The following is a 26,267-nucleotide window of genomic DNA, read 5'->3' on the forward strand; positions in this document are numbered from 1 at the left end:
CCGCTTATTTTTCAGAATCATAAAACTCCGGCCATTCCCGTTTAACCACAGGACTGGACGATGAAAATGCATGACAGCTGTTGAGCAGGGGCGGTTTGCTGCTTCCCGAGGACGGTGAATTGCGTTTTTGACGGGCCGGATTAACGGTTTGCCACGCGGTTACCGCTATCGGCCCCAACAACATATCAACCAAATGTGTGCAGCCTTTTGTTCCGCCCAGACGTTGAAGAATTCCCTTTCGCCAACCCGGTTTGATCGACAGGCCGACAAGGGCGTCGAATGACGGGGTGATGTCTCCACACATGGTAAAGGGGCCTTGATCAATAACGGTCTCTACGCTTTGTACCGTCATCTCGTCATTCAGGGTCAGGCGAATGGAAATGTCGTGAATGGCTTCGCCACTGTTGATGGTGCCGCGTTCGGCATTATCGAAAGAATAGGTTTTGCTATCAACAAGCCGGGATTCGATATCCCACAGGCCATCATCACGCTGGAAACCCTGGGCATGAATTTCTCGGTTGTGAATTTTGTTGCGCGGGTGTGGTTTGGAAAGCGACATCTCGACCTCGAAAAAAGAGAAAGAATTCAGACGTGTGGCTGGTTGCGCAAGACTGTATCGCGCAAACCACCTGCTGGTCGAGGAAAGGCTTATCTAAAGGGTTTCAGGCGCCGTAACGATCGCCGAAAACAAAGGCTTCGGTTTCCCGAATATTGTCTTCCAGATCGGCTTTAACAGCAGAATATAAATCGCGCACCGAAACCATACCCATAATTTTCCCGTCTTTGCTGACCGGTAAATGCCTGAAGCTGCGCTTGCGCATCATTTCAAGGGCGTCACCGGCGCTATCTGCAGGATCAAGGGTATCTGGATTTGCCGTCATAATGTCACCCAGAAGCGTTTTCTTGGGTGATTGGTCAGTGGCTACCACCCGGCGGGTTAAATCCCGTTCGGTTACAATTCCCTCTAACTTGCCGTCCTCATCGACGATAAGAATGGCGGCAATGTTGGATTTTTTCATTTCGATGGCGGCGTCGAACGCGTTGTCGGTACGTGATAAAGAACGAACCGGATGTTCCTCAATCACATCTGGTATGATGAATCTGTGCATTTGGTTCACCTCCGTGCCGGAATAATGCCGTCCCCCCACGGTGCCCCGCGTCCAGACGACGTGGAATAGCTCAACCACATCAACCTTACATCAAATGGGGTGTTGTCAGCAAATTACAAGCCATTTTTTAGGCTTGTGGCGGCTCAGGTTTCTTCGGTTTCCTTGATCGGGGTCACCCTTACGGAGGTGATCTGCTGGCGCAGTCGCTGCAAAATTTCAAACTTCAGGCCGTGGAAAATAAACACCTGTCCAGGTTCCGGGATTCGCCGGGATTCGTGCATGATCAGCCCGGCAACGGTGGCCGCTTCTTCGTCGGGCAGGCGCCAGTCAAAGTCACGATTAAGGTCACGGATTGTGACCCCGCCCTTGATGATAAAGGTGTCTTCAGATTCCCTGACGACGCCGGTGACGGCGATATCATGTTCGTCGGTTATGTCGCCGACGATTTCCTCCAGAATATCCTCCAGCGTGACGATGCCCATGAAACTGCCGTATTCATCAACCATCAGGGCAAAATGTTCCCGCTTTTTGCGGAACTCATGCAACTGGTCGAGCAGGGTTGTCTGATCGGGAATGAACCAGGGTTTTGCCGCCAGGGAAACGACGTCAATGTTACTGATCTTCGCTTTCGTTCCGTTGTTGCTTTCAGCCCTGACAGCGCGCAACAGCGCCTTGGCGTGAAGCACACCGACGATGTTTTCGGGTTGCCCCTGCCATAACGGGATACGGGTAAAGGGGCTGGCGAGAACTTCTTCGACCACTTTTTCGGCGGCTTGGTCGGCATTGATCATGGCCACATCCTTGCGGTGAACCATGATCTCGCCAACCTGTACTTCTGCCAAATCGAGGACGCTTCTGAGCATCGCTCTTTCGTGCTCTACGGCCCGATCTTCATCAGCATGAAGTTCAATGGCCCCGCGTAATTCTTCGGACGAGAATTCAAGGCCGCCAGAAGGATGGAGCATACCGAACAGTTTCAGCACCTGCCGGATCAGAAAATTGATAGCGCCGGTCACCGGGGCGAGGATCAGAACCAGGGCGTTGACGAAAGGGACAATGGCCAGCGACATCCGGTTGGCATTTCGGATGGCGTATGTTTTGGGCAAAATTTCGGCGAAAATCAGCACCAGCAGAGTCATGGTCAGGGTCGCGTAAGCAACACCCGTTTCGCCGTATTGGGTAATCATGAAGCTGGTCGCCAGAGCTGATGCGAGGATGTTAACCAGATTATTGCCAAGCAGGATGGCGCCAATCAGGCGATCACGATGCTCGTTTAAGCGGTTGATCGTTTTGGCGCGGCGATTGCCGCCAGCTTCCAGCTGATGCATCAATGGTCGGGAAGCCGCCGTCAACGCCGTCTCTGAACCTGAAAAGAAGGCGGACAGTAAAAGCAAAACGAAAATGGCACTAAGAATTTCCAACATGGCCTTTTCTCAATTGTTTATGTGGTTGTAAGGGTATCGCCAAGGAAGGCACGAAGTTCATCAGGGGCGACATCAGCGGCGATGTAGGCATCACCGATGGCGCGGGCGAGAACAAAAATAATGGTTCCGCCTTCAGATTTCTTGTCCAGCCCCATATGGGCCATTAATCGTTCGGGTGTCCACGAAGTGCTATCCAGTCCTTTTAGATCCGTCGGCAGACCGACGCTTTCCAGATGATCACGGACACGCGCAACATCAGCCTGCGAACACATGCCCAAACGCCGGGACAAGTCGAAGGCCATGACCATGCCGATGGACACAGCCTCACCGTGCAGCAAAGCCTCGCCGTATCCAACTTCGGCTTCCAGGGCATGGCCGAAGGTATGGCCGAGATTAAGCAGCGCCCTGACACTCACTTCGCGTTCATCAGCGGCGACAATGTTGGCTTTGCTGGCACAACTGGTCAACACAGCGTGGCGTTGCAGCTCCTGGTCGCCATCAAGAAGAGCGGCGCCATTTTCCTCGAGCCAGGAAAAGAAATCAGGATCGTTTATCAGCCCGTATTTAACCACTTCGGCGTAGCCGGCAAGAAATTGACGCCGCGGCAGGGTTTTCAGGGTTTCCAGATCGGCCAGAACCAGACGCGGTTGATGGAAAGCGCCAATCAGGTTTTTGCCGTAGGTCGAGTTAATGCCGGTTTTGCCGCCGACGGAACTGTCAACCTGCGACAAAAAAGTGGTCGGGATCTGGATGAATTCAATGCCGCGCATGGTTATGGCGGCGGCAAAACCGGCAAGATCACCAATGACGCCGCCACCCAATGCAATGACCATGGTTTTGCGGTCAACGCCCATTTCAAAAAGTTTGTCGGTCAAGGTCTGTAAATGCTCAAAGCTTTTACTCTGTTCACCGGCTGGCAGGATGATTGCTGAATGTTCAATACCGGCGGCGCTCAAAGACTCTTCCAACTGGCCAAGATAAAGCGGTGCGACATTGCTATCGGTGACAATGACGACCTTGTCGCCTTTGGTCAGGGGCGCAATGGTTGCACCGGCCCGCTCAAACAGGTTATCGCCAACCATAATATCGTAGGAGCGCTCGCCCAGTTCAAGACGCAGTTGCCCTTCGTGTTGGGACGGGGATGAGGACAGGGTATTCATCGTTTTCAAGTTCCGGTTTGTTTTTCGATATAGGCCAAAAGGGCGGTTGCGGTTTCCTCGACGGTCTCATTTATCGGCACGTCTTTGGAATCGACGACAATATCGGCCTCAGCATACACCGGATAGCGTTCATCCATCAGTCCCTTAAGGATTGCTTCGGAATCGCCTCCTTCAAGCAGGGGGCGACCGCCGCGCCTGCCTGTTCGTTCGACCAGAATATCCAGTTCCGCCCGAAGCCACAGGGATATTCCTTTATCGGCGATGGTTTTTCGGATATCTGCGTTGATGAAGGCGCCGCCACCGGTTGCAATAATCTGCACGTTGCCGTCGAGCAGCCGGGATATGACCCTGCTTTCAACATCGCGAAAAGCATCTTCACCGTACAATTCAAAGATATCGGAAACAGAACAGCCAGCGGCCTTGACGATTTCTTCGTCGGCATCGACGAAGGGCAAGCCTAGTTTTGCAGCCAGTTCACGGCCAATTCGGCTTTTCCCGGCACCCATCAGTCCGATCATAACAATCGGTTTATCCGGGTGTTTGGCTTTGTTTTGCGGGTGATTGGCCGCCATTAGTGATATTCCGATTGAGATATTTAATCGTTATAGTGTTTTTGCAGCGTATAAACTGCCGAAATGTTGCCATAGTTTGAAATTAGCATAATCTTTGCTGACATAAAGATACTAGAAAGACTTTACCCGCTAGGTTCTATCCCTTTATCAAAGGATCGACATGAAAAATATTTCCAGACTCGTTTTGGTCGCCGTCATCGCGATGATTGTCGGGGGGACGGCCTTCCTTTCCACTTGGGATATTCCGGCCCCGATGACCGAAATCGAAAAAGTACTGCCCGATGACCGTTTCGCGCGTTAATTCATTAAAATTCTGCCTTGCCGTGGCATTGGTCGCGGTGACGTCATCTGTGCCGCTTTGGCAAACGTGGGCCCAGAACACCACTTCAGCACCCGTCCGTCTTGCGCCGCCACAAAAATTACGACCTGTGGCGCCCACACAGGCACCTGCTCCGGTTCAGGCGCCTGCACCGGCCCAGAACGGAAATGGTGATGCCGCCATTCAGGTCGATACCTTGCAGACCATCAACCCCGATACCGCTGGCGTTCTTGGTGCCCAGGAAGGCGGATTCGGCGTCGATATGTGGTCGGGCACCAGTCACCGCATGTTGTTGACCCTGATTACCCGTTTGCCCGTCAATCTTCGCTCCGAGGTCATGCGAGACCTGATGCGCCGCCTGTTGTTGAGCACGGCCACGTTGCCGGGGGGAATGACGGGCGATGGAACCTACGTCGCCCGAAGGGTGGGCCTGCTGGCCGGAATGGGGGATACGTTGAGCGTCAGTCGCCTGCTCGATGCAACACCGGGGCGTACGCAGATCAATCAATTAATGCGTTATGAAGCCGATGTCCGCTTCCTTGCCAATGACAATTCACGTGCTTGTTCACTGGCCGCCGGACAGATTAGCAATCAGGCCAGCGTTTATTGGCAGAAAGCCTTCATCTTCTGTCAGGCGCTGGCGGGTGAGCACGACAAGGCGTCTTTGGGTGTGTCGCTGTTGCAGGAAACCGGCGACCAGGATAACGCCTTCTACACTCTGGTTGAGGCCCTTAGGGGCAACACCGGGGTGATCAAGACCCTTCCCGATCCCAGCCCCATGCATTTGTCCATGGCCCGGGTGTCGAAATCCCAGTTACCCGCCGATGTGGTCTCTTCCAATCGTCCGGGCGTGCTCAGAACGATTGCCAAAAGCCCCAATGCCTCAGTTGAAATTCGTCTGGAAGCCGCCGAACGGGCGGAAATTGCCGGTGCTCTGGATGTCGATACCCTGCGCCAGCTCTATACCAGTGTTTCGTTCTCAGAACAGGACATGGCTAACCCGTTAACCAAGGCCGAAGCCGAAAGCGGCCCCTTAAGCCGGGCTTTGCTGTACCGCACCGCGCTGATCCAGACCGTGCCCATTGCCCAGGCCGAAGCGACAGCCAAGGCTTTGTCACTGGGTCGGGAAGGGGATCGTTACACATCGACCGTTCGGGTGTTCCTGCCGGTGCTCAAGCGTATTCCACCATCGACCGAACTGGTCTGGTTTGCCCCTGAAGTCATTCGCGCTTTCCTGATCGGCGGCGAAGATGCGGCGGCAACCCCGTGGTTTTCTCTACTGCGGGCCAATGCCCAGCACAATATGGAAGCGGCCAAGGCTTTGAATGCCCTGTTGCCGGTGGCCCGTATTGCCGGCTCACCCGAAACCTCTCAGTGGGGTCCAACCCAGTTGGCCAATTGGTGGAATCAACTGGAAAAAGATGACAGCGCCCGCGATAAGGCGGCGTTGTTATATACGCTGTTCGACGCCTTGGGCGACAGTGTGCCACAAGATGCCTGGGATGCCCTTTTGGATGGTCCCCAGCAAATCGCCATGGCGATGCCCAATCCGGCCTTGTGGCGAAGCCTGAATGAAGCAACCAAGGCGGCCAATATGGCGCGTGAGGCCACTGCTACAGAAGCCGCCATGTCCGAACCAGCCGCCGCCCCGCCAACGACACAGGGCAGCAGTGTCAGCGCGGTTCCGCTGGAAGTTTCGGCTATGGAACCACACACCGTGGGTTACGACCGTGTCGGTGAAATCATCCTGCTGTCGTTGATCGCCCTTGGCGAAGGGGGACCCGGTCAGGCCGGGCCGATCGTCTTGCGTCAGGTGATGGATAGCCTGAGCGCCATCGGACTTGAGAAGGAAGTCCACGCCCTTGCTCTGGAAGCGGCGGTAGCAGCGGGGTTGTAACGTGAAAGCAGAGCCGTCTCGTCACGTTGAAAGCTTCCTTGAGATGCTCAGCGTCGAGCGCGGGGCGGCGCAAAACACCATCGACTCCTACGGTCGCGATCTGGCCGATTTTCAGGCTTTTTCCGTGGCCCGAAAACGGCAACCGGAAAATGCCGATAGTGATCTTATTCGCAAATATCTGAAAAAACTTTCCGGGACCGGTATGGCGCCCAGCACCAGCGCCCGGCGGCTATCGACATTGCGCCAGTTCTTCCGTTTTCTGCACGCCGAAGGCGTCCGCGACGATGACCCGTCAAGCGCCATCGATAGCCCCAAGCAGGGCCGCTCCCTGCCAAAATACCTTAGCGAGGATGAAGTCGAGCGGTTATTAATGGCGGCCCAGAACAGGACCGGCAGCGAAGGCTTGCGACTGCTCGCGATGCTTGAGCTTTTGTATGCGACGGGCCTTCGGGTATCCGAGCTGGTTGGTTTGCCGCTTTCGGCTTTAAGCCGGGACGGGCAGTTTTTGATTGTCCGGGGCAAAGGCGGCAAGGAAAGAATGGTGCCGCTCAGTGAACCGGCTCGTCAGGCTATCGAAAATTACAACCATGTTCGTGAAAGCTTTTTGCCAAAGGGACGCAAAGCCCCGGGACAGAACTGGTTGTTCCCGTCGCGCTCCAAACAAGGTCATTTAACGCGCGCCCGTTTTGGTCAATTGATGAAGGAGTTGGCCATCGAAGGCGGCATTGAGCCCAGGCGGGTGTCGCCCCATGTCTTGCGTCATTCTTTTGCCAGCCACATGCTCGCCCACGGCGCCGATCTGCGCTCCCTGCAACAAATGCTCGGTCACGCCGACATCACGACAACCCAGATTTATACCCATGTTCTGGAAGAACGCCTGCGCCAGCTCGTCAACGACGCGCATCCGTTGGCGAGGAAATAACGTTAACCCGCCACCCGCTGGATCAGCCAGTTGGCGTTTCTGAGCAGTCTGGCGTCATCGTTGCGTGGGCCGATCACCTGAACCCCGAGCGGCAGTCCGTTCGGGCCTTCCATTAATGGCAGCGTAATCGATGGCACCCCGCAATAGGTGGCCAGGGTGTTGAAGATGGGGTTGCCGGTGGCTTCCAAACCGGCAGGAGCCTCGCCAGTGGTCGCCGGGGTGATGATGATGTCATAGTGATCGAAGCAGGCATCAAGTCCGGAATTGAGCAAATCCTGACCGTCCACGGCGGTGTTGTAATCGACAGCGCTGACCTTATGGCCATCTTCGATCATTCCGCAAATGGTGTCGGTCATTTTGTCTTTACCGCGTTCGTAGTAATGGGCGAGATTCTTCGCCATATCGGCATTCATGATATCGCGGTGCATCTTCACCAGATGGTCGAAAGGCTCCGACAACGGCAAATCGCGGCAGTCATCGCCTAATAGCTCGACCAGTTCTTCAAAAGCGGCTTGGGTTTCGGGATCGGCCTGGTCCCATACCGGGGTTTTGGCAAAAGCGACCATTGGCCGCATCGGCGGTTCGGTGGCCACGGTCTCACGCAAGCTGGGGCAGGCGCGGGCGCGGGTGTCCGGGTCTGCCGGATCAAAAGCGATAAGGGCCTCGGTCAACAGGGCGATGTCTTCAATAGAACGGGCAAAGGTGCCAATGGTGTCCAGGGGACGCGACAGGGCCAGGGCGCCGGTCCGGGGGATCAGGCCATGGGTCGGTTTGAAACCGACAATGCCGCAGAACGAAGCCGGGCGGATGACCGATCCATTGGTTTGGGTGCCAATAGCCAATGGCACCATATGGGAGGCCACCGCCGCCGCCGAACCGCTGGATGAACCGCCCGGTGTGTGTCCCATGTTACGGGGGTTTTTGGTTTTTCCAGGACCAAAGACAGCCATTTCTGTGGTCACCGTCTTGCCCATGATGACAGCGCCAGCTTCCTTGAGCAGACTGACGGCCTTGCTATCGGCACCAGGTTGGCGAGCACTATCGAGGACAGTTCCGTTTTCTGTCGGCAGATCAGCGGTATCAAAGATATCCTTGATGCCGACGGGAATGCCGTGCAGAGGCCCTACCGGGCCAGCCTTGGCGCGCTGGGCGTCAAGCGCCTGTGCCTGCTCTAGCGCATAGTCTGGATTGAGGTGCGTCCAGGCTTCGACTTCACCATCGACTTGATCGATACGCTCAAGACAGGCTTGGACAAGTTCTTCAGAGGTAATTTCTCCGTCACGTATTTTACCTGCGGCCTGGGTGGCGGAAAGTTCAGTCAACATCATGTGTGGGAAGCCTTGTCTTTAAACGCTATTGCCATTTCCGTTACCGTTGTCTTTGTTTTTCAGGCATGAATCCCAAAAATCATAAAAGAGAAGCGGCAGGATGGTGAGGCAGATCACCCAAAATGGAAGACCGCCCCAGAAACCGGCGGCACCGGAACTGATGCTCGCGGCCAACCCCAGCACAAAGACCGAGACCAGCAGGGATGCGAAAAGTCCAATTAATTTTTCCAGATTCGCGGCAGACATGAATTTCCAGCTCCTTAAACTTGATCTTAAGGTATATATTTTCCAAACAGGACATCGGGCAACCACAAGGCTATTTCGGGGAACTGGTACATCAGCACCATCACCGAAATAACAATAACCAGATAAGGCATGATGCCCCTGAAAATGTCCATCAATTCAATAACGTTCCCCAACACCCCCTTCAGGTAATAGGCAGACATGGCCATGGGCGGGGTCAGGAACGAGGTTTGCAGATTCAGGGCCACCAGCATGGCGAAGAAATAGGGATTGACCCCGAATGTGTCGAGCATGGGCAGGAAGATTGGCACAAAAATAATCAGGATTTCAGACCATTCAAGGGGCCAGCCAAGAAGAAAAATAATGATCTGCACCATGACCAGGAACTGCCAGGGAGCAAGGTTAAAACCAAGAACGAAATGCTCGATGATTTCATGGCCTCCCAGATATGAGAAAACCGAAGCAAAAGTCCATGATCCCACAAACAGCCAGCAGACCATGGCCGTCGCCTTGGCCGTCAAATAAACTGATTCTTTAAGCATTATCCAACTCAGCGAACGATACATTGCGGCCAGCACAATTCCGCCGAATGCTCCCATGGCGGCGGCTTCAGCCGGTGTCGCCAGACCACCCAGAATGGAACCGAGGACCAGCATGATAAGGGCCGTCAAGGGGACGAAGGACGTCAGTAACTGCCAGTAAACAACGCGCCGGGGAGGGACGTCCTCTGCACGCGGTTTTGGCGCAATCGACGGATTGATCAAGACCCGGATAATGACGTAGACAATATATGAGCCGGCTAGCAGAAACCCTGGTATAACGGCAGCGGCGTACAGGCGTAATGGCGACAGTTCGGCAATGGCCGCATAGACAATCAGCATGATAGAGGGCGGTATGAGAATGCCCAGCGTACCACCGGCGCAAATGACGCCGGATGCGAAGCTTTTGTCATAATTGGCCTTGGCCATGGCCGGATATGCCAACAGTCCCATCAGGGTGACAACGGCGCCGACAATACCGCTTGCCGTTGAGAACACCGCGCAGGTTATCAAGGCCGCAATGGCCATGGACCCCGGCAGGTTCCTGGCAGCCATTTGCAACGCGTAGAAAAGTTTGTTGACGATATTGGCGCGCTCAACCACATAGCCCATAAACAGGAACAAGGGGATCGCAACCAGCGTATCGTTTTCCATCACCGAATAGGTGTTCTGGTTCAACAGATAAAAGATGTTGTTGTTAAAAACATCGGCAATTGTTTCAACGCTGCCAGCCTGGTAATAGGCGTAATAGCCAAAGGCGACGCCCATGGCGAGCAACGTGAAGGCGACGGGAAACCCAAACAGCACCATCACGATGAAAATGGACAGCATTAAAATTGCGACTTCGGGGTTTGTCATCCTAGCGGATACTCCGTCTTAAGCAGAATTATGTATTTATAAGGGGGATTATTTAATTTCAAGCCCAGCCGCCTGGCCTGTTAAAATGTCTTCGGTTTCGCGGGCGTCTTCCAGTCGTGGCAGCCATTTATTCGTCTTGATTGCCAGATAGCACCTCATGCATTCGGCAATGCCCTGAATGATGAATAATCCGCCAGCCAACGGGATCAGGGTTTTGAAGTAATATATTTGGATACGCGCCGGACTGTTCCAACTGACTTCTTTGTAGCGCCATGAGTCCATGGCGATTTCCCAGCCGTACCAGACCAGGGCCATCATGCCGGGGAAAAAGAAAACGATGTATAACAGTAGATCCAACCGGGCCTGCCAGCGCACTGAAACCAGGCGGTAAATGACGTCGGCGCGCACATGCGTGTCCTGGGCCAGGGCATAAGGGCCGGCCATCAGGAACAGGGCGCCATACATCTGAACCATCATGTCAAAAACCCAGACCGTGGGGGCGTTTAGGACATAACGGACGAAGACTTCATAGGCGACCGACAGTGTTAAAATCAGAATACACCAACCAAAAGCGCGACCAATCCAGATGCTGAGTTGTTCAATTGAATGAATGATAGTGGTCAAGTTACAGGCTCCAGCTTGTGCATTCTTGGGTAGATATTAGAGGGACAGCCTTTCGGCTGTCCCTCGTAACAAATCTATCTTGCGTCGTCTTGCAAGAAAAACAGATTAACCAAAGTGATGCTTGTAAGCCAAGCCGTAATCGGGCTGGTTCAAAAGCAGATAGTTCATCACTTTCTTGGCGTAGGTCTTTTGTGAATCAACGACCTTGGCGAAGAACGGATCTTCCTTGGAAATCCGGTCGACAACGATATCCCAGGCTTTGAGCTGATCGGCCATCACTGAATCCGGAGTCCGGTAAACATTGACGCCGTGCTTTTCTTTCAGCTTGATCAGATCATCAGCATAACGAAGGGTGTTGTGCCAATAGAAGTTCGAGTTCTCGGCTTCCGAAGCGTAGCGCAGAATGTTCTGATGCTCGCTCGACAGGGAGTCGAACTTCTTCTTGTTGAAGGTAATTTCAAAAGCTTCCTGAGACTGATGGAAACTGGCAAGATGATAATGCTTGGAAACGTCCTGCATGCCGAAGTCACTATCAGACGTCGGGTTGTTGAACTCGGCAGCATCAATCAGGCCACTTTTCATAGCCGGCTGAATTTCACCGCCAGGCAACTGAACAACAGACATTCCCATTTCGTTGAGAACGTCGGCAGCCAGGCCAACGGTGCGGTATTTAAGACCCTTCATCTGGCCTGAACCTTTGATCTCTTCCTTGAACCAGCCAAGCGGCTGCGCCGGCATAGGGCTGTTAAAGAAGCTGACCAGATTAAGGCCCAGGGAGCCCATCAACTCATTGAAGAGTTCAATGCCGCCGCCATAGTGAATCCAGCCCAGCATTTCCTGCGCTGACCAGCCGAAGCATGGGCCGGTGCCGAACAGGGACGCTGCAGGTGATTTGGAATACCAGTATGCAGGTACGTAATGAGCGCCATCAAGAACGCCGCGGTGAACGGCATCTTGCATCTGGCTGGTTTTGACAACTGAATTAACCGACAACAGGTCGATCTTCAGGCCACTACCAGCCATCGCGTTGACACGATCAACATAGCTTTTGGCATTTTCAAGGAAGATACCACCGCCCCAGGCTGCTTGTACCTTAAGGACGACAGGAGCCGCCTTGGCAATGTTTGGCATCGCTACGGCGGCAGCGCCACCAACAACGGTAGCCGCACCGGCTTTTAGAAACTTACGCCGTGTTTTTACGGTTTTCGACATGTTTAGAAACTCCTCCCAAAGTTTGTCTGAACACAAATGTCCAGAGTTTTAAATTATATTCGGCCCAACAACGGGACACTGTTCGTTTTTTTGGTGAGCCCCGTGTCGTGCTCCAATCTTAAAACCGGTTCTCCGTTCACATACCCTATAATAAAGGTTTCAAATGGATGACCCTCGATGGAAATCTAATTTCCGGCATTTTATATAGAACCGCAACAACGATCTCACATCGTGGAAAGGTTCGAGATTGTCGTTTTATTACAAGGGGCAAAGTATAACCCGAAAACGTGGGATTTTGGAAAAAATTTGTGTTTTTTTATTTTTACTAAAATAATTAAAGAAACGAAGGAAAAAGTACACAGGTCCAACGTGGTTCAGGCGACCCGGTCTCCCGGTTCTTTTCCGGAAAAGATGGCATCAAGATTATCGAGTGCGCGAAATCCCATGGCATCCCGGGTGTCTTTGGTGGCGCTGCCGATGTGCGGTAACAGGAAAACATTGTCCAGGGATCGGTATTCCGGATGGATATTCTTTGGTTCGCCATTGAAGACATCAAGCCCGGCCGCCCAAACCTTACCGGATTTAAGGGCCTCTATCAGCGCTTCGTCATTGACCACTCCGCCGCGTGCTGTGTTGACGACGATGGCCCCTTCCGGCAGCAGGGCAATCCGCTCGGCATTAAGCAGGCCGGTTGTTTCGGGCGTTGCCGGGCAGTGGATCGACAGCACATCGCAATTGGGCAGCAGGGCTTCAACGGTTTGATGGTACGTGGCGCCTGCCTCAAGTTCACCCCTTAGGCGGCTGCGGTTGTAATAATGAATATCCATATCAAAACAGCGGGCCCGTTTTGCACTGACCTGTCCAACCCGGCCCATACCAATGACACCGAAGCGTTTGCCGGTTACCTGACGCCCGACCATAAACCCGGGTGACCAGTCTTGCCACTCCCGGGCCCGGACCATGCGTTCGCCTTCACTGGCGCGCCTGGCTGCGCCAAGCATCAGCAACATGGCGATTTCGGCGGTGGCGTCAGACAAAACATCAGGCGTGTTGGTGACGATAATGCCCTTGTTTTTTGCAGCTTCAAGATCGCAATGATCGACACCAACGGAAAAATTGGCGATGGCCTTGATACGGGCGGGAAGTTTTCCGATCAGCTCGGCGGTCATTTTTTCCGTGTGACAGGGCAAAATGGCATCGGCTGTTGATGAAAGGTCGACTAATTCCTCGGCGCTGTACAGTTTGTCGTCCGGGTTGAGGATCGGCGCGTAGTCTTTGACCAGGCGAGCTTCGACGGCTTCGGGTAACTTGCGGGTGACAAGGATAACAGGTTTGCTGGTCAAAACGGGTCTCTCTACTTTTCTGATAAATGATCAATACCTGACTGGGCGCATTCCCGGTCCTGGTCTGCTGTTCCTGAACTGCAGCCAATGCCACCGATGACGTCTTCGCCATCGAATACGGGTAGGCCGCCGCCGACAACGGTGAAACGTCCGCGGGCAGCGGTATGGATGCCGAATGTCAAAGAGCCGGGTTGACAAAGGGCGTTGTACTCATGGGTTCCGCGTCGTGAAACAGCGGCGCTGAAAGCCTTGTCCTGGGAGAGCGATATGCTGAGCACTTTTGACCCGTCCATGCGCGAGAAGGCAATCAGGTCGCCTGACTCGTCGGAAACGGCAATACACATCGGGATACCGATTTCCAAGGCTTTGGCTTCAGCACCTGCAATCAGTTCAAGGGCGTCGGCCTGAGAAAGACGTTTGATGTTTAACATGCTCTAACCGATGGCCACTGCCTGGACAGGCAGACCTATTTCAGAAGGTTGTCTGCCGCCCAGATCGCTGGTGATGTCTTTGCAGGTTTTGTGGACAAGCTCGCCAATGGACGGGATTCGATCATTGGTAATACGCGCCGTCGGGCCCGAAATTGAAACCGCTGCAAGCGGTCCGCCGTTCTCGTCATAAATGACAGAAGCGACGCAGCGCATTCCAACGGACTGTTCTTCATCATCAATGGCGTAACCACGTTGTCTGACGTCTTCGAGCTCACTCATTAAATTTGCCGTAAAGATTTGCGCGCCATCATTTGTGTCAGATATTTGCTGCTGGGTGATGCGGTTGCGGTCAACATCGGGCATGGCAGCCAGGATGGCCTTGCCGACGGCTGATGAATGAATGGGCGCGCGCGAGCCGGGACGCACGAACGCACGGACTATTTCGCGACATTCCACCTGCGCCAGATAGACGATGCCTTCCTGATCGTGGGTTGCCAGATTGACTGTCTCTCCAGCTTGATCCATCAGGTGACGCATAAAAATCTTGGCCAGCGGCACGAAGTTTCTGGAGCGTGCAAAGGTGTTGCCGACAACAAAAGACTGGACCCCGACTGACCATAAATTCGATGTCCTGTTGAAACGGACAAAACGACGATTCTCAAGAGTCGTCAGCAACCGGTGGGTGGTTGATGTGGGCAACTCGCCAAGGCGCGCCAGTTCTGTCAGGGTCAGGCCGTTATCGTGCTCGGATAGCTTTTCAAGGATGATCAGGGCGCGGGTCAGGGACTGCACCTGGGGGCTTCGTTCGGCAACCTTTTTTTTAGCCTTGTCTTGCCCTTTGGATGGCGGCGCAACAGGTTTTGCGGATTGGTTCACGTTGGTCTCCAAAAAGGTTAAGTATCAGGATCAATATCCGGTTATATACACGTGTTCCCGCATTGTGGAAACCCTTTCCTATTTTGTTGACAGGCCTTGGCGACGGGCATAGATGGTTGCTAGCTTAACAACCGGCCTGCAGCGCTCTTGATAAAAGGGCAAGCGGGACGGCTTATTCTAATTCAAATAATTTCAGTGGAGACGGCCAATGAGTTTCACCATCGTTGAACAGTGCCCGGGGCGTTTGAACCGCTCGGAACTGGCGGTTCCGGGATCAAATACGAAATTCCTTGAAAAGGCAGCTTCCGGCGATGCCGATGTTGTCTTCCTTGATCTGGAAGACGCCGTCGCACCAGATGACAAGGAACAGGCCCGCAAGAACATTATCGAAGCCCTGAATGATCTTGATTGGAGCGGCAAGACCGTATCCGTCCGTATCAACGGACTGGATACCCACTACATGTACCGGGACGTCGTTGATGTGGTTGAGCAGGCGGGTCACAATCTGGACCTGATTATGATCCCCAAGGCCGGCACCGCTGCCGACATCTACGCCATCGACATGCTGGTTACCCAGATTGAACAGGCCAAGAGTCATACCAACCCCATCGGTTTCGAGATGATTATTGAAACGGCCCTCGGAATGGCCAATGTTCACGAAATCGCTGCCGCTAGCCCGCGTAACGAATCCCTGCACTTCGGTGTAGCCGATTACGCTGCCTCAACCAAGGCCCGGACCACCGTCATCGGCGGCCCTAATGCCGATTATGGCGTGCTGACGGATGCGGATGCTGATGGCAACCGTGACTACCATTGGGGTGACATGTGGCATTATGCCGTCGCCCGTATGGTTGTCGCTGCCCGCGCCAACGGTCTGCGTCCCATTGACGGCCCGTTCGGTGATTTCTCTGACCCTGACGGATACGCCGCACAGGCTAACCGTTCGGCGGTCCTGGGTTGTGAAGGCAAGTGGGCCATTCATCCTTCCCAAACGGCCCTGGCCAACGAATTGTTCACCCCTTCGGAAGCCGAAGTCACCAAGGCCAAGCGTATTCTTGAAGCCATGGAACAAGCCCAGAAAGAAGGCAAAGGCGCGGTCGCCCTCGACGGACGCCTGATCGACATCGCTTCGATCAAGCAGGCCGAAGTACTGGTCCAAAAGGCCGAAGAAATCGCCGCAGCCGGTTAAGCGGCTCCAAGGTATGAAAAAATCAGCGGCGCTTTCGGGCGCTGCTTTTTTTTGCCTGTGACTTCACCATCCTGTGTGATAGATAACGGCCATGCATAATTATCTCGATTTTGAAAAACCGATTGCTGATCTTGAAGGCAAAATTGAAGAGCTTCGCCATCTGTCCAGCGATGGCGAGGTCAATATTGCCGACGAGGTGACCAAGCTTCAGGCCAAAGTTGACAAGTTGTTGCGTCAGACCTACGGCAAGCTGACGCCGTGGCAGAAGACCCAAATTGCCCGTCATCCTGATCGTCCGCATACGGTTGATTATCTGTCTGCCCTGATTGATGATTTTACCCCGCTTGCCGGTGACCGCGCCTTCGCCGAAGACAAGGCGATCATCGGCGGTTTGGGCCGTTTTCGCGGCTCTTCAGTGGTTGTCATTGGTAACGAGAAGGGGGCTGACACGAACGACAGAGTTGCCCACAATTTTGGCATGGCCCGTCCCGAGGGTTATCGCAAGGTCATCCGTTTGATGGAATTGGCCGATCGCTTCAACCTGCCGGTGATCACCCTGGTCGATACGCCGGGTGCTTATCCCGGGGTTGACGCCGAAGCGCGCGGACAGGCCGAAGCCATCGCCCGATCTATCGAAACCTGTTTCCAGATCAAGGTGCCGCTGATCAGCATCGTCATCGGTGAAGGCGGTTCCGGTGGCGCCATGGCCATGGCAGCCGCCAATTGCGTGCTGATGCTGGAACACGCCATCTATTCGGTCATCTCCCCCGAAGGATGCGCATCGATCCTGTGGCGTGATGGCGAGCAGTCCAAAGACGCCGCCGATGCTCTTAAGCTGACGGCGCAGGACTTGCTCAGACTTGACGTTATCGAAGGTATCATTGCCGAACCCCTGGGCGGCGCCCATCGTAGCCGGGATGCAACGATCAGGGCAGTCGGTGAGGCCATCGAAGGCAGCTTACAGGATTTGTCGGGCCTCGATGGGGGCGTTCTGAGAAGCAAGCGCCGGGAAAAATTCCTTAAAATCGGCTCGCAACTGCCTGAGTAACGCTCATTGTTTTTCCAGGTAAAGATCAAAATGTTTCAGTAATTCGGGAACATTCGGGTCAAGGGTTTCCCACAACTGCGCACCCTTGGGGTCGTTGTTGCGAAGGTAGCGCAAGAAGCTGTCACACTGTTTCTCAAGTTGTTTCTTGAAGTCGATCATCTGACTGGAAAACTTGTCCATTTCCAGGCCCTGATAGGCCATTTCCTCGTACAGCCAGGCTTCGCATTCCATATCGATCAGGCGCATTTTTCCCCAACGGTTGTTCAAATGCTGAATACCGTGACCAACCAGTTCATGAACCATCACTGCGGCCAACTCCTTGACCGGCCATTTGACACCGTGGCGGCTGACAATCACCAGAAAAGTCAATTGCCGGGCGCGTTTGAAATAGTGGGGCGAGAACAGGGCGACCTGGACAGAGGCCATGTTGGACATCTTGTCGGGATAGCGGGGATCGTAGACGATGGTCACCGGACCCTTTTTCTTCAACCGTTCGATTTGCGATTTACTGAACGCCGAACCACCTTCGATCAGGGCCAGGGCCTCGCTGATAACCTTCAGCGCCTGGGCCGGCTCAACAATCGGTACATCAAACTTTTCACCGACTGGCGGGGCCAGTCCAATCAGGGAAATGCCCTTGTATTCTGAAAGGGCCATGCCGGTTGTTATGGCGGGATCTTTAACGATGGCGGTTGCTTGTCTGTCGGTCAGTGCCGAGCCCTGCGTCGGCTGCAGCGCCAGTAAAGAGAGAAGGAAAAGGTGTGAAAACTTTTTAAACAGCCTGCCCAACAATCACCTCGCTGTTACCTTCGTTTATGTCAACGGTCCAGCCGAAATCATCGAAGATGGCATAAAGCACCGGCACCACAATCAACACCAGTCCGGTCGATGCCAGCAACCCGAAACTCAGGCTGGTGACCAGGGGAATCAGAATCTGCGCCTGTAGACTTTGTTCAAGCATTAGCGGCAACAGCCCGGCAATGGTCGTAAGCGAGGTCAGCAAGACGGCCCGGAAACGTTCGCGACTTGCGGTCTGGGCCGCATCAACAGACGATTTCCCTTCGGCCCTTCGGATCTTGATGAAGTGAACCAGCAGGATCGAATCATTGACGACGACACCGGCCAGTGAAGCGTAACCAATAATTGACGGCATCGACAAGTCGAGCCCCATCAACAGATGTCCCCAGATCACCCCGATCAGGCCAAGTGGGATGATCGACATGACAATGATGGGTTCAATGTAGCTTTTGAAAAGGAAGCAAAGCAGCAGGAAAACGCCAATAAGGCCGAGCCCGAAACCCTTGATAATGGATTTGCCGGTGGTCGCCCCCTCCTTAACCTGCCCCTCGTAGGAAATGCTGACCCCCGGATGTTCCGTGAGCAGGTTGTCCAGGAAACGACTGCGGGTATCGCGGATGATTTCGGCGACATTGGTGACCCGGGCGTCCACATCTCCCTGAATGGTCAGAGTACGCCTGCCATCGACCCGGGCGATCCGTGCCCAACCCCTGTCGCGTTGCAAGGTTGCCACCGTTGCCAGGGGCACCTGCCGACCCGACTTGGTGGTCAGGGTGAAGTATTCAAGATCAGCAAGTGAGTCGCGATCAAGGGCGGCGAGACGGACATCAATTTCCAGTGCTTCAGAGCCAACCTGGATTTCACTGACCGTGCGACCGAAAAAGGCGGCCCTGAGCTGGCTCGCGATGGTACTGGCGTCGAGTCCCAGGGACAGGGCCCCTGCGCTCAATTGCAGTCGGATTTCCGGTTTGCCGGGGCGCAAGTCGTCATGTAAATCCAGGACCCCTTCGTAAGTATTGATCCAGCCTTGCAGGGCCAGTGAAACGGATTTCAGTTCCTGCAGGTCATCCCCGTGCAGCCTTAAGTCAATGGCGCGCCCGGCAGGGCCGTGGGCGTATTCGACAAAATTGACCGCCAGAACATCGTCGAGGGTGCCACTTTCCTGGCGCCAGCGTTTGAGGATTTGCAATAGGCTGACGGTGCGAATTTCAGCATCCAGCAGGTCAACCGAAATGGTTGCGACATGGGGCCCTGTCTCGTTGGCGTCCCTGTTGGTGCCGTAGCGGATATTGATGTTTTTGACCAGCGCCTGTCCGCCAGGCTGATCCGGGCTAAATTCCGCATCGATACGTTTCAGGGCGGTGCTGATCCTGTCGACCGTCGCCTCGGTTCGGGAAAGCGGTGTTCCTTGCGGTAGCAGGACGCGGGCTTCAATGAGATTGCCGTCGATATCGGGGAACGCCAGGAACTTTAATCCGCCACCGGCGACGATGGAGATGGAAAGCAGGAAAAAACCAACCATCAGGCCGATGCTCAAGTATCGCCACTCGACAGCTTTATCGACAAGACGTCCGACAATACGCTGGCGCACCCAATCGAGCCGTTCTTCAAAACCCTGGCGGAACGTTGAGGGCTGCACACCGACGTGATTTTTTCTGGCGTGCGCCAGGTGATGGGGCAGGATCAAAAATGCTTCAACCAGCGACACGCTTAGTGTGGCGATCAGGATTATCGGCAAGACTTTGAGAATGTTGCCAATGGTGCCTTGCAGGAACATCAGTGAGCCGAAAATACAAACCGTCGTGATGTACGAGGCAATTACCCCCGGCGCCACCTGTCTGGTGCCGGTGATGGCGGCTTCGGTAATCGATTGTCCCTCGGCCAAGTGGCTGGCGATATTTTCGGACAGCACAATGGCGTCGTCCATGAGCAAGCCGACGGCGATCAAAAGCCCGACCATGGTAATCATGTCGAAGGAATAACCGAGCACCGACATCATAAAGATAGTGCCCAGGAACGAGATTGGCAGCCCCATGGCGACCCAGAACGAAAAACGGAAACTGAAAAACAGCCACATGGTCAGGAACACCAGGAACAGCCCCTGCATTCCGTTGTAGAGCAGCATGTTCAGGCGGTCGCGGACAATCGTCGAGATATTCTGGGTCAGCTCAAACTCAACGCCTGGCGGCACGATCTGGCGCTGTTGTTCCACAAAATCCGAAATAGCATCGACGACGACCAGGGTGTCTTCAGTCTTGGTCTTGGTTATTTCCAAGATGGCTGCGCGTTGGCCATTGAAGATAATTTTTTCCTCATCAAGCTCGAAACGGTCGGTGATTGTGGCGATGTCGCCCAGGCGAATTTCCGAACCGCTTTTGCCGGAAATGACAATCAGGTCACTAAATTGTTCGATTGAACGGCGCTCGTCGGCGAAACGGATCAAGGTATTGCGCTCGAACTGCTCAATGGCGCCGGCGGGAAGATCAATGCTTTGACGGGAAATGACATCAGCAATATCGGCAATGCTCAAACCGGATTGTCTAAGCGCCAATGCAGGAATTTCTATTCTGATCTGGTGATCGGAAAAACCCCTGATGGTGACTTGTGAAATGGCGCTGATTTGCAGCATCTGATTTTTCAGTTGTTCGGCGTATGCCTTCAAATGGGCCGGTGACATGGGTCCCGCAACGGCGACGGAAACGACAAAATCGGTTCGGCCATTTTGACTGATGACGGGGGGCTCGACTGATTCGGGGAAACTGTCGATGGCTTCAACTTCGGTTTTTATATCCCCCAAAAAGCGGTCAATATCGCTACCTTCACGCATTTTTATAATCGCGGTGCCGACATTTTCCTGTGAATCACAGCGTACCTCATTGATCTCGCTTATGCTTTCGACGGCATCTTCAATGCGTTCACAAATAGCGCTTTCCACTTCCAGGGCGCTGGCCCCGGGGTATACGGCGCGGACGGTGATTTGATCGGGTGGAATGTCAGGGAAGGTTTCACGTTTGACCGATGGTGCTGCGGCCAGGCCAATAACGATAAAGGCGATCATCAACAGGTTCGCCGCCGTCGGATGGGTGGCGAAAAAGCGGATCATCTGACCTCACCCCCGCCCTCGGCTTCTCTGATCAATCTGGCGCTAACGTCATCGTCCAGGCTCGGCACGACAAGCATTCCGGCAATCGCCGGAATGGGATCAGAAACGACAATTCTCTCGCCACTTACAAGGCCGCTTTTAATGACCGAGAAATTGGTTTGCGGGAAGGCAACCTCAACGGCCCTGATTTCAAGTCTGTTTTCACTGTTTACGACATAGACGTTTGATCCGTGCAGACTGGAGCGCGGGATGACAAGCTGCTGCGGGCGCGGGCGACCTTTGAGTTCAACCTCAACAAACATATTCTTGGTCAATGGCGGCCTTGAGCCGGGCAGGGCCTGTCCGTATGGATCATCGACGGCGACGATAACACCGGCGGTGCGGGTTTCAGGATCAATGCTGTCGTTGATACGGGTGAAGCGGGCTGGCCACTCAGCGTCGATGGAGCTGGCACGTAACCGAACGAGCGCTTCAAACCCTAACAGATCGGGCAGCTTGCTCATCAAACCTGCGGCGCCACCCGGCATAGTCGCGTGTGGCGGGATAAGATTGATCAGGCGACCAAGGGGTATCTGGGCGGTGACTTCGGCAACCGCGATATCATCAGCGACGGCAAGCACCTTGCCCAGGCCGGTGTACTGGGTCGCCTCGACATTAACTTCGGCGATGCGGGCATCAAAGGGGGCGACGACTTCAGTGCGCGCCAGATCAAGGTGGGCGGCTTCCAGTCGGGTCTGATTTTGTGCCCGCTGGGCATTCAGGACGTCGCGTTCGGCTGGAATTAAATTCAGGGTATTGCGCAAGCTCTGGACGCTTTGGCGGCCTTTCAGGAAATTGCGCTCCTCCTGATCAACAGCGGCCTGTGAAACGGTGCCCTGTTTATGCAGTTTGCGCTTGCGTTCAAAATCACCCTTGATCAGCTCAAGACTGCGTTCCTCTATTTCAAGGGAAGCCCTCGTGTTTTTCTGTGACCCGTTTAGTTCCTCTATCTGGGCATTGATGGCACGGAGGTCAGCTTCGGCCTGGGCGATGCCTAGACGGTAATCCGTCGGATCAATCTTCAGCAGCACAGTACCCTTGGCGACAATCGCGCCTTTTTTCAGTTGTGGATGAATTTCAACGATTTTTCCCGAGACTTCGGCAACGGCCTGCCAAATCCGGCCGGGCTTTACGTTGCCATAGCCGATGGCGCGGGGGATCAAGGTCACTTTCGCAACCTCGATAATCCGGACGCTGGCCATGAGCTCTTTTGCGGGTCGTTGTTCAGGCGATGTCCGGGACTTTAAGGCGATGGCAAAAACAAGGGCGCCGGCGATAACCGGTACCAGAAAAAGCCACAGGCGCCGCATTGTCAGAAACTGCTTCATCGCGCACATATCCTTATCTTTCAATACGATACATCCAGATTGCGAAAAAGGGAACGCAGTTTGCGAAAAAGGGAAAGACCTTTTTAAACCTGGCCGTGGCAGTGTTTGTATTTTTTACCTGAGGCACAGGGGCAGGGGGCGTTTCTGGCCACCTTTCCCCAAGTAGAGGGATCGTTTGGATCCTGCTGGGCTGACGCCTGACGGCTTCTGATCGGGGTCGCCAGGGTTTCAGTTTCTTCACCTTGTGCGTCGCCGCTTCTCTGAAAAGCGGGATCTTCGCGGGTCTCGGTCATTTCCTGTTCACTGCGCTGGAACAACCGAGGTTCTTCATCGGGTGATAACTGTAATTCGATGTGGGCCAGTAACTGGGTCAGGCGCTCGCGAAGGGAATTGAGCATTTCCTCGAACAGGTTGAAGGATTCCCGTTTGTATTCGTTAAGCGGGTCACGCTGGGCGTAGGCGCGCAGGCCGATACCCTGACGCAGGTGATCCAAGGTCAGTAGGTGATCTTTCCAGACTTGGTCGAGCATTTGCAGGAGCAGGTTTTTTTCGATGGAGCGAATGACTTCAGCGCCATAATTGACGGTCTTTTCGGCGGCCAGTCTGTTGCCCATGTCGTTTAAGCGATCACGGATTTCAGCGTCGGCAATGCCATCTTCCTTGGCCCAGTCGGCAATCGGCAAATCCTTGCCGAAAATACGCAGCACTTCTTCGTGCAAGCCGTCCGTGTCCCACTGTTCGGCGTAGGCTTTTTCCGGGATGCAGCGGCTGACCATATCGTCGATGATCTGGGCACGCATGTCGTTGATTTCTTCGGAAACGTCGTCGCTTTCCATCAGTTCTTTACGTTGTTCAAAAATGACCTTGCGCTGGTCATTCATGACATCATCGAATTTCAGCAGATTTTTACGGATTTCAAAGTTGCGGGCTTCAACCTTTTGCTGGGCTTTTTCCAGGGCCTTGTTGACCCATGGATGAACAATGGCCTCGCCTTCTTCAAGGCCAAGCTTTTGCAACATGGTGTCAATACGTTCGGAACCGAAGATGCGCATCAGATCATCTTCCAGTGACAGGAAGAATTTCGATGCACCGACGTCGCCCTGACGTCCGGCGCGGCCTCGCAGCTGATTGTCAATGCGTCGGCTTTCGTGGCGTTCGGTGCCGACAATGTAAAGGCCTCCAGCCTCCAGGACCTGCTGCTTGCGGGTTTTGATCTCGTCAGTGATGCGGGCTGTGACGTCGGCGATTTTAGCTTCGTCGGTAACCCCGTCGAGTTCCGCCGCCAGGAGCATGTCAAGATTGCCACCCAGTTGAATGTCGGTGCCGCGGCCAGCCATGTTGGTGGCGATGGTAACGGAGCCTGGCTCGCCTGCGGTGGCGATGATGTTGGCTTCCTGTTCATGGTGACGGGCGTTAAGAACGTTGTGCTCGATCTTGTCGGCTTTCAGCAGATCAGAAAGATGTTCGGATTTTTCAATGCTGACGGTGCCGACAAGTGTTGGCTGATGGCGTTTCTGGCATTCCTTGATCAGGGTGATCAGGGCGGCATCTTTTTCAGCCGTTGTGCGATAAACCTCATCATCCATATCGTCGCGAATGCAGGCAACATTGGTCGGGATGTCGATAACTTCGAGGCCGTAAATTTCGGAAAACTCACCGGCTTCGGTCATCGCCGTTCCGGTCATACCGGCCAGTTTTGGATAAAGCCTGAAATAATTCTGGAAGGTGATCGAGGCCAGGGTCTGGTTCTCGTTCTGGATTTCAACGCCTTCCTTGGCTTCCAGCGCCTGATGCAGGCCGTCAGAATAGCGCCGACCTTCCATCATACGACCGGTGAATTCATCGATGATGACGACCTTGTTGTCGCTGACGATGTAATCGGTATCGCGCTCAAAAAGGATGTGGGCCCTGAGCGCCTGATTGGCGTGATGAACAAGGGTAATATTGTTCATGTCATACATGGAGCCTTCTTCAAGCAATCCTGCCTTGCGAAGCAACTGTTCGACGTTTTCGGTGCCGACTTCGGTCATTGTCACCGCTTTGACTTTTTCGTCTTTTTCGTAGTCTTCGGGGGACAGTTTTGGAATCAGTTTGTCGATGGCGACATACATGTCGGCGGCGTCTTCGGTTGGCCCGGAAATAATAAGCGGGGTGCGTGCTTCATCAATCAGGATCGAATCGACTTCATCGACGATGGCGAAGCCGAACGGTCTTTGCACCATATCTTCGAGGGTGAATTTCATGTTGTCGCGCAGGTAATCGAAGCCAAGTTCGTTATTGGTCGCGTAGGTCACATCACTGGCGTAAGCAGCACGGCGGTCATCATCATCAAGGCCATGAACAATGGACGAGCAGCTCATGCCCAGGGCGTTGTAGATGGCGCTCATCCATTCCGAATCGCGCTTGGCAAGATAGTCGTTGACGGTAACCACATGGGCGCCCTCGCCGCTCAGGGCGTTAAGGTAGACCGGCAGGGTCGAGGCAAGGGTTTTACCTTCACCGGTGCGCATCTCGGTAATCATACCCCTGTGCAGGACAACGCCACCCAATAGCTGGACATCGAAATGGCGTTGGCCAAGGGTTCGCTTGGCGGCTTCGCGAACAGTGGCGAAGGCGTCAACGAGCAGGTCATCAAGGCTCTCGCCAGCGCTCAGGCGGTCCTTTAACCACGGCGTGCGGGCGCGCAGTTCATCGTCGCTCAATGCCTCCAGTTGCGCTTCAAGCGCATTGATGGCTTCGACGTCCTTATTCAGGGTTTTCAGGAAGCGCTCGTTGGCAGAACCGAACAATCGCCGGGCGATGGCGCCGATCATTTATGACCTCAAAAAAACGGGTGGCTGAGAGGACCGAAAGAACATCCCCCGGGCCGATGAAAGAGATAGAGTCCAGAAGGGCGTCTGTCAATGCAACGTCGCAGAGAAATTACGCTTTCCTGAGCAGTTCACGTCCTGAAATTGCTGTTTTTTGATTATATTTGATCCTGAGAGCCCTTGTCTGGCGGGTGGCGATATGGTTAATACCAACGGCATTTCCCACTTAAAGGACCTTCACTTCTCATGACACGTATCAGCCAGACACTTGTGCTTTTTATCTTCGCTTTGAACATGACCTTGCCGCAGCCCGCTTTTGCTGCCGAAGACGGCGTCGTCGTCGCCAACGTCAATGGCGTCAAGATTTTCAAATCCGATATTGAAGAGGCACGCCTGCGCCTGCCCGAACGATTCAACGAGGTTCCGCTGGAGGCAGTCTACGGGCTGCTTATTAATTCCCTGATTGACAGCAAACTGGTCGCTGCCGAAGCCCGCAAGATCAACCTGGATAAAGATCCCATCGTCCGCCAGCAATTGGCCCGCATTGAGGAACAGGTGCTGGAACGCGCCTTTCTGACCGCCTATATCGACAAGCGCATCACCGATGAAGCGCTTGCGGAGCAATACCAGAAAATGGTCAAGCAGGTGTCGGTGAAAGAAGAAGTCAGCGCCCGTCATATTCTTCTTGAGACCGAAGCCCAGGCCCGCGAAGTAATCAAGGAACTTAAAGGCGGTGCCGATTTTGCCGAACTGGCGAAAACAAGGTCCAAAGGCCCATCAGGACCCAACGGTGGCGACCTTGGCTTCTTCGGTGAAGGACAAATGGTGCCGGCATTCTCGAAAGCCGCCTTCGCCATGCAGGCGGGAGAAACCACGGACGAGCCGGTGCAGACCCAGTTCGGATGGCATGTCATCAAGGTTGATGACCGTCGCACCGTTCAGCCGCCAACCCTGGAGGATTCCCAACAGGATTTGCGGATCGCCCTGTCACGGGAAATCGGTTCGGCGTTCTTGCAGGACCTGCGCAAGGCGGCAACCGTCGAGCGCTTTAATCTGGACGGCACAGCGATGCAAGAGACCGAGCCCGCCCAGTAG

At 54.2% G+C, this 26,267-nt stretch carries 23 protein-coding genes; 6 read left to right on the forward strand and 17 right to left on the reverse strand.

The window, feature by feature from the left end:
• Positions 1-4: 4 nt before the first annotated feature.
• From HOL66_10145 to HOL66_10165, 5 genes are all read right to left on the reverse strand, one after another.
• The gene (locus HOL66_10145; protein MBT5244598.1) at positions 5-559 is read right to left on the reverse strand and encodes a DUF2889 domain-containing protein; all 555 of its coding nucleotides are present in this window, start codon (positions 557-559) and stop codon (positions 5-7) included.
• A gap of 103 nt (positions 560-662) precedes the next feature.
• The gene (locus tag HOL66_10150; GenBank protein MBT5244599.1) at positions 663-1,109 is read right to left on the reverse strand and encodes a CBS domain-containing protein; all 447 of its coding nucleotides are present in this window, start codon (positions 1,107-1,109) and stop codon (positions 663-665) included.
• 143 nt (positions 1,110-1,252) lie between these two features.
• Positions 1,253-2,533 (reverse strand): HlyC/CorC family transporter, encoded by a 1,281-nt coding sequence (locus HOL66_10155; protein ID MBT5244600.1) that lies wholly within the window; start codon positions 2,531-2,533, stop codon positions 1,253-1,255.
• Between the two features lie 17 nt (positions 2,534-2,550).
• The gene (locus HOL66_10160) at positions 2,551-3,693 is read right to left on the reverse strand and encodes a 3-dehydroquinate synthase (protein ID MBT5244601.1); all 1,143 of its coding nucleotides are present in this window, start codon (positions 3,691-3,693) and stop codon (positions 2,551-2,553) included.
• A gap of 5 nt (positions 3,694-3,698) precedes the next feature.
• Positions 3,699-4,265, reverse strand: coding sequence for a shikimate kinase (locus tag HOL66_10165; GenBank protein MBT5244602.1), 567 nt, complete (start codon positions 4,263-4,265; stop codon positions 3,699-3,701).
• Positions 4,266-4,425: 160 nt separating this feature from the next.
• Here HOL66_10165 and HOL66_10170 point away from each other — a divergent pair, with 160 nt between their 5' ends.
• Genes HOL66_10170 through xerD form a run of 3 tightly spaced genes read left to right on the forward strand, consistent with a single transcriptional unit; the run spans position 4,426 to position 7,403 of the window.
• Positions 4,426-4,566: a hypothetical protein gene (locus tag HOL66_10170; protein ID MBT5244603.1), complete on the forward strand. Its 141-nt coding sequence runs from the start codon at positions 4,426-4,428 to the stop codon at positions 4,564-4,566.
• On the forward strand, positions 4,547-6,481 hold the full coding sequence (locus tag HOL66_10175; protein MBT5244604.1) for a hypothetical protein: 1,935 nt from the start codon (positions 4,547-4,549) through the stop codon (positions 6,479-6,481). The genes HOL66_10170 and HOL66_10175 overlap by 20 nt, the downstream gene beginning before the upstream one ends.
• A gap of 43 nt (positions 6,482-6,524) precedes the next feature.
• Complete coding sequence (xerD, locus tag HOL66_10180) at positions 6,525-7,403, forward strand: site-specific tyrosine recombinase XerD (GenBank protein MBT5244605.1); 879 nt, start codon at positions 6,525-6,527, stop codon at positions 7,401-7,403.
• 2 nt (positions 7,404-7,405) lie between these two features.
• On the opposite strand, the gene HOL66_10185 is transcribed toward xerD, so the two are convergent.
• The 8 genes from HOL66_10185 to HOL66_10220 all read right to left on the reverse strand — a co-directional run bounded on the left by HOL66_10185 (position 7,406) and on the right by HOL66_10220 (position 14,857).
• Positions 7,406-8,731: an amidase gene (locus HOL66_10185; GenBank protein ID MBT5244606.1), complete on the reverse strand. Its 1,326-nt coding sequence runs from the start codon at positions 8,729-8,731 to the stop codon at positions 7,406-7,408.
• Between the two features lie 18 nt (positions 8,732-8,749).
• Positions 8,750-8,977 carry a hypothetical protein gene (locus tag HOL66_10190; protein MBT5244607.1) on the reverse strand — a complete coding sequence of 76 codons (228 nt, stop codon included), beginning with the start codon at positions 8,975-8,977 and terminating at the stop codon, positions 8,750-8,752.
• Positions 8,978-9,003: 26 nt separating this feature from the next.
• The gene (locus HOL66_10195) at positions 9,004-10,371 is read right to left on the reverse strand and encodes a TRAP transporter large permease subunit (GenBank protein ID MBT5244608.1); all 1,368 of its coding nucleotides are present in this window, start codon (positions 10,369-10,371) and stop codon (positions 9,004-9,006) included.
• Positions 10,372-10,419: 48 nt separating this feature from the next.
• Positions 10,420-10,995 carry a TRAP transporter small permease subunit gene (locus HOL66_10200; GenBank protein MBT5244609.1) on the reverse strand — a complete coding sequence of 192 codons (576 nt, stop codon included), beginning with the start codon at positions 10,993-10,995 and terminating at the stop codon, positions 10,420-10,422.
• Between the two features lie 105 nt (positions 10,996-11,100).
• Entirely contained in the window at positions 11,101-12,207 is a 1,107-nt protein-coding gene (locus HOL66_10205) for a TRAP transporter substrate-binding protein (protein MBT5244610.1), read from the reverse strand.
• 374 nt (positions 12,208-12,581) lie between these two features.
• The gene (locus HOL66_10210) at positions 12,582-13,550 is read right to left on the reverse strand and encodes a D-glycerate dehydrogenase (GenBank protein MBT5244611.1); all 969 of its coding nucleotides are present in this window, start codon (positions 13,548-13,550) and stop codon (positions 12,582-12,584) included.
• 11 nt (positions 13,551-13,561) lie between these two features.
• The gene (locus HOL66_10215) at positions 13,562-13,981 is read right to left on the reverse strand and encodes a heme-binding protein (GenBank protein MBT5244612.1); all 420 of its coding nucleotides are present in this window, start codon (positions 13,979-13,981) and stop codon (positions 13,562-13,564) included.
• 3 nt (positions 13,982-13,984) lie between these two features.
• On the reverse strand, positions 13,985-14,857 hold the full coding sequence (locus HOL66_10220; GenBank protein MBT5244613.1) for an IclR family transcriptional regulator: 873 nt from the start codon (positions 14,855-14,857) through the stop codon (positions 13,985-13,987).
• Positions 14,858-15,065: 208 nt separating this feature from the next.
• Between HOL66_10220 and HOL66_10225 the strand changes: the two genes are divergently transcribed.
• Both HOL66_10225 and HOL66_10230 read left to right on the forward strand, forming a co-directional pair.
• Positions 15,066-16,046 (forward strand): CoA ester lyase, encoded by a 981-nt coding sequence (locus tag HOL66_10225; GenBank protein ID MBT5244614.1) that lies wholly within the window; start codon positions 15,066-15,068, stop codon positions 16,044-16,046.
• A 91-nt stretch (positions 16,047-16,137) separates the two neighbouring features.
• Positions 16,138-17,094, forward strand: a complete 957-nt coding sequence (locus HOL66_10230; GenBank protein ID MBT5244615.1) for an acetyl-CoA carboxylase carboxyltransferase subunit alpha — start codon at positions 16,138-16,140, stop codon at positions 17,092-17,094.
• Positions 17,095-17,097: 3 nt separating this feature from the next.
• Here the strand turns inward: HOL66_10230 and HOL66_10235 are convergent, their stop codons facing one another.
• From HOL66_10235 to secA, 4 genes are all read right to left on the reverse strand, one after another.
• The gene (locus HOL66_10235) at positions 17,098-17,886 is read right to left on the reverse strand and encodes a hypothetical protein (protein MBT5244616.1); all 789 of its coding nucleotides are present in this window, start codon (positions 17,884-17,886) and stop codon (positions 17,098-17,100) included.
• On the reverse strand, positions 17,867-20,995 hold the full coding sequence (locus HOL66_10240; GenBank protein ID MBT5244617.1) for an efflux RND transporter permease subunit: 3,129 nt from the start codon (positions 20,993-20,995) through the stop codon (positions 17,867-17,869). The genes HOL66_10235 and HOL66_10240 overlap by 20 nt, the downstream gene beginning before the upstream one ends.
• On the reverse strand, positions 20,992-22,362 hold the full coding sequence (locus tag HOL66_10245) for a biotin/lipoyl-binding protein (GenBank protein ID MBT5244618.1): 1,371 nt from the start codon (positions 22,360-22,362) through the stop codon (positions 20,992-20,994). The genes HOL66_10240 and HOL66_10245 overlap by 4 nt, the downstream gene beginning before the upstream one ends.
• Before the next feature lie 83 nt (positions 22,363-22,445).
• Positions 22,446-25,175, reverse strand: a complete 2,730-nt coding sequence (gene secA / locus HOL66_10250) for a preprotein translocase subunit SecA (protein MBT5244619.1) — start codon at positions 25,173-25,175, stop codon at positions 22,446-22,448.
• A gap of 243 nt (positions 25,176-25,418) precedes the next feature.
• Between secA and HOL66_10255 the strand changes: the two genes are divergently transcribed.
• Positions 25,419-26,267, forward strand: a complete 849-nt coding sequence (locus HOL66_10255; GenBank protein MBT5244620.1) for a peptidylprolyl isomerase — start codon at positions 25,419-25,421, stop codon at positions 26,265-26,267.

This window comes from Rhodospirillaceae bacterium (genome assembly GCA_018662005.1).
Taxonomy (GTDB): Bacteria; Pseudomonadota; Alphaproteobacteria; order Rhodospirillales; family JABHCV01; genus JACNJU01.

Bases quoted from the DNA above. Each gene is read 5' to 3' on its own strand.
- HOL66_10145 (MBT5244598.1), bottom strand. From the start codon at position 559: ATGTCGCTTTCCAAACCACACCCGCGCAACAAAATTCACAACCGAGAA.
- HOL66_10150 (MBT5244599.1), bottom strand. From the start codon at position 1,109: ATGCACAGATTCATCATACCAGATGTGATTGAGGAACATCCGGTTCGT.
- HOL66_10155 (MBT5244600.1), bottom strand. From the start codon at position 2,533: ATGTTGGAAATTCTTAGTGCCATTTTCGTTTTGCTTTTACTGTCCGCC.
- HOL66_10160 (MBT5244601.1), bottom strand. From the start codon at position 3,693: ATGAATACCCTGTCCTCATCCCCGTCCCAACACGAAGGGCAACTGCGT.
- HOL66_10165 (MBT5244602.1), bottom strand. From the start codon at position 4,265: ATGGCGGCCAATCACCCGCAAAACAAAGCCAAACACCCGGATAAACCG.
- HOL66_10170 (MBT5244603.1), top strand. From the start codon at position 4,426: ATGAAAAATATTTCCAGACTCGTTTTGGTCGCCGTCATCGCGATGATT.
- HOL66_10175 (MBT5244604.1), top strand. From the start codon at position 4,547: ATGACCGTTTCGCGCGTTAATTCATTAAAATTCTGCCTTGCCGTGGCA.
- xerD (MBT5244605.1), top strand. From the start codon at position 6,525: ATGCTCAGCGTCGAGCGCGGGGCGGCGCAAAACACCATCGACTCCTAC.
- HOL66_10185 (MBT5244606.1), bottom strand. From the start codon at position 8,731: ATGATGTTGACTGAACTTTCCGCCACCCAGGCCGCAGGTAAAATACGT.
- HOL66_10190 (MBT5244607.1), bottom strand. From the start codon at position 8,977: ATGTCTGCCGCGAATCTGGAAAAATTAATTGGACTTTTCGCATCCCTG.
- HOL66_10195 (MBT5244608.1), bottom strand. From the start codon at position 10,371: ATGACAAACCCCGAAGTCGCAATTTTAATGCTGTCCATTTTCATCGTG.
- HOL66_10205 (MBT5244610.1), bottom strand. From the start codon at position 12,207: ATGTCGAAAACCGTAAAAACACGGCGTAAGTTTCTAAAAGCCGGTGCG.
- HOL66_10215 (MBT5244612.1), bottom strand. From the start codon at position 13,981: ATGTTAAACATCAAACGTCTTTCTCAGGCCGACGCCCTTGAACTGATT.
- HOL66_10225 (MBT5244614.1), top strand. From the start codon at position 15,066: ATGAGTTTCACCATCGTTGAACAGTGCCCGGGGCGTTTGAACCGCTCG.
- HOL66_10230 (MBT5244615.1), top strand. From the start codon at position 16,138: ATGCATAATTATCTCGATTTTGAAAAACCGATTGCTGATCTTGAAGGC.
- HOL66_10240 (MBT5244617.1), bottom strand. From the start codon at position 20,995: ATGATCCGCTTTTTCGCCACCCATCCGACGGCGGCGAACCTGTTGATG.
- HOL66_10245 (MBT5244618.1), bottom strand. From the start codon at position 22,362: ATGAAGCAGTTTCTGACAATGCGGCGCCTGTGGCTTTTTCTGGTACCG.
- secA (MBT5244619.1), bottom strand. From the start codon at position 25,175: ATGATCGGCGCCATCGCCCGGCGATTGTTCGGTTCTGCCAACGAGCGC.
- HOL66_10255 (MBT5244620.1), top strand. From the start codon at position 25,419: ATGACACGTATCAGCCAGACACTTGTGCTTTTTATCTTCGCTTTGAAC.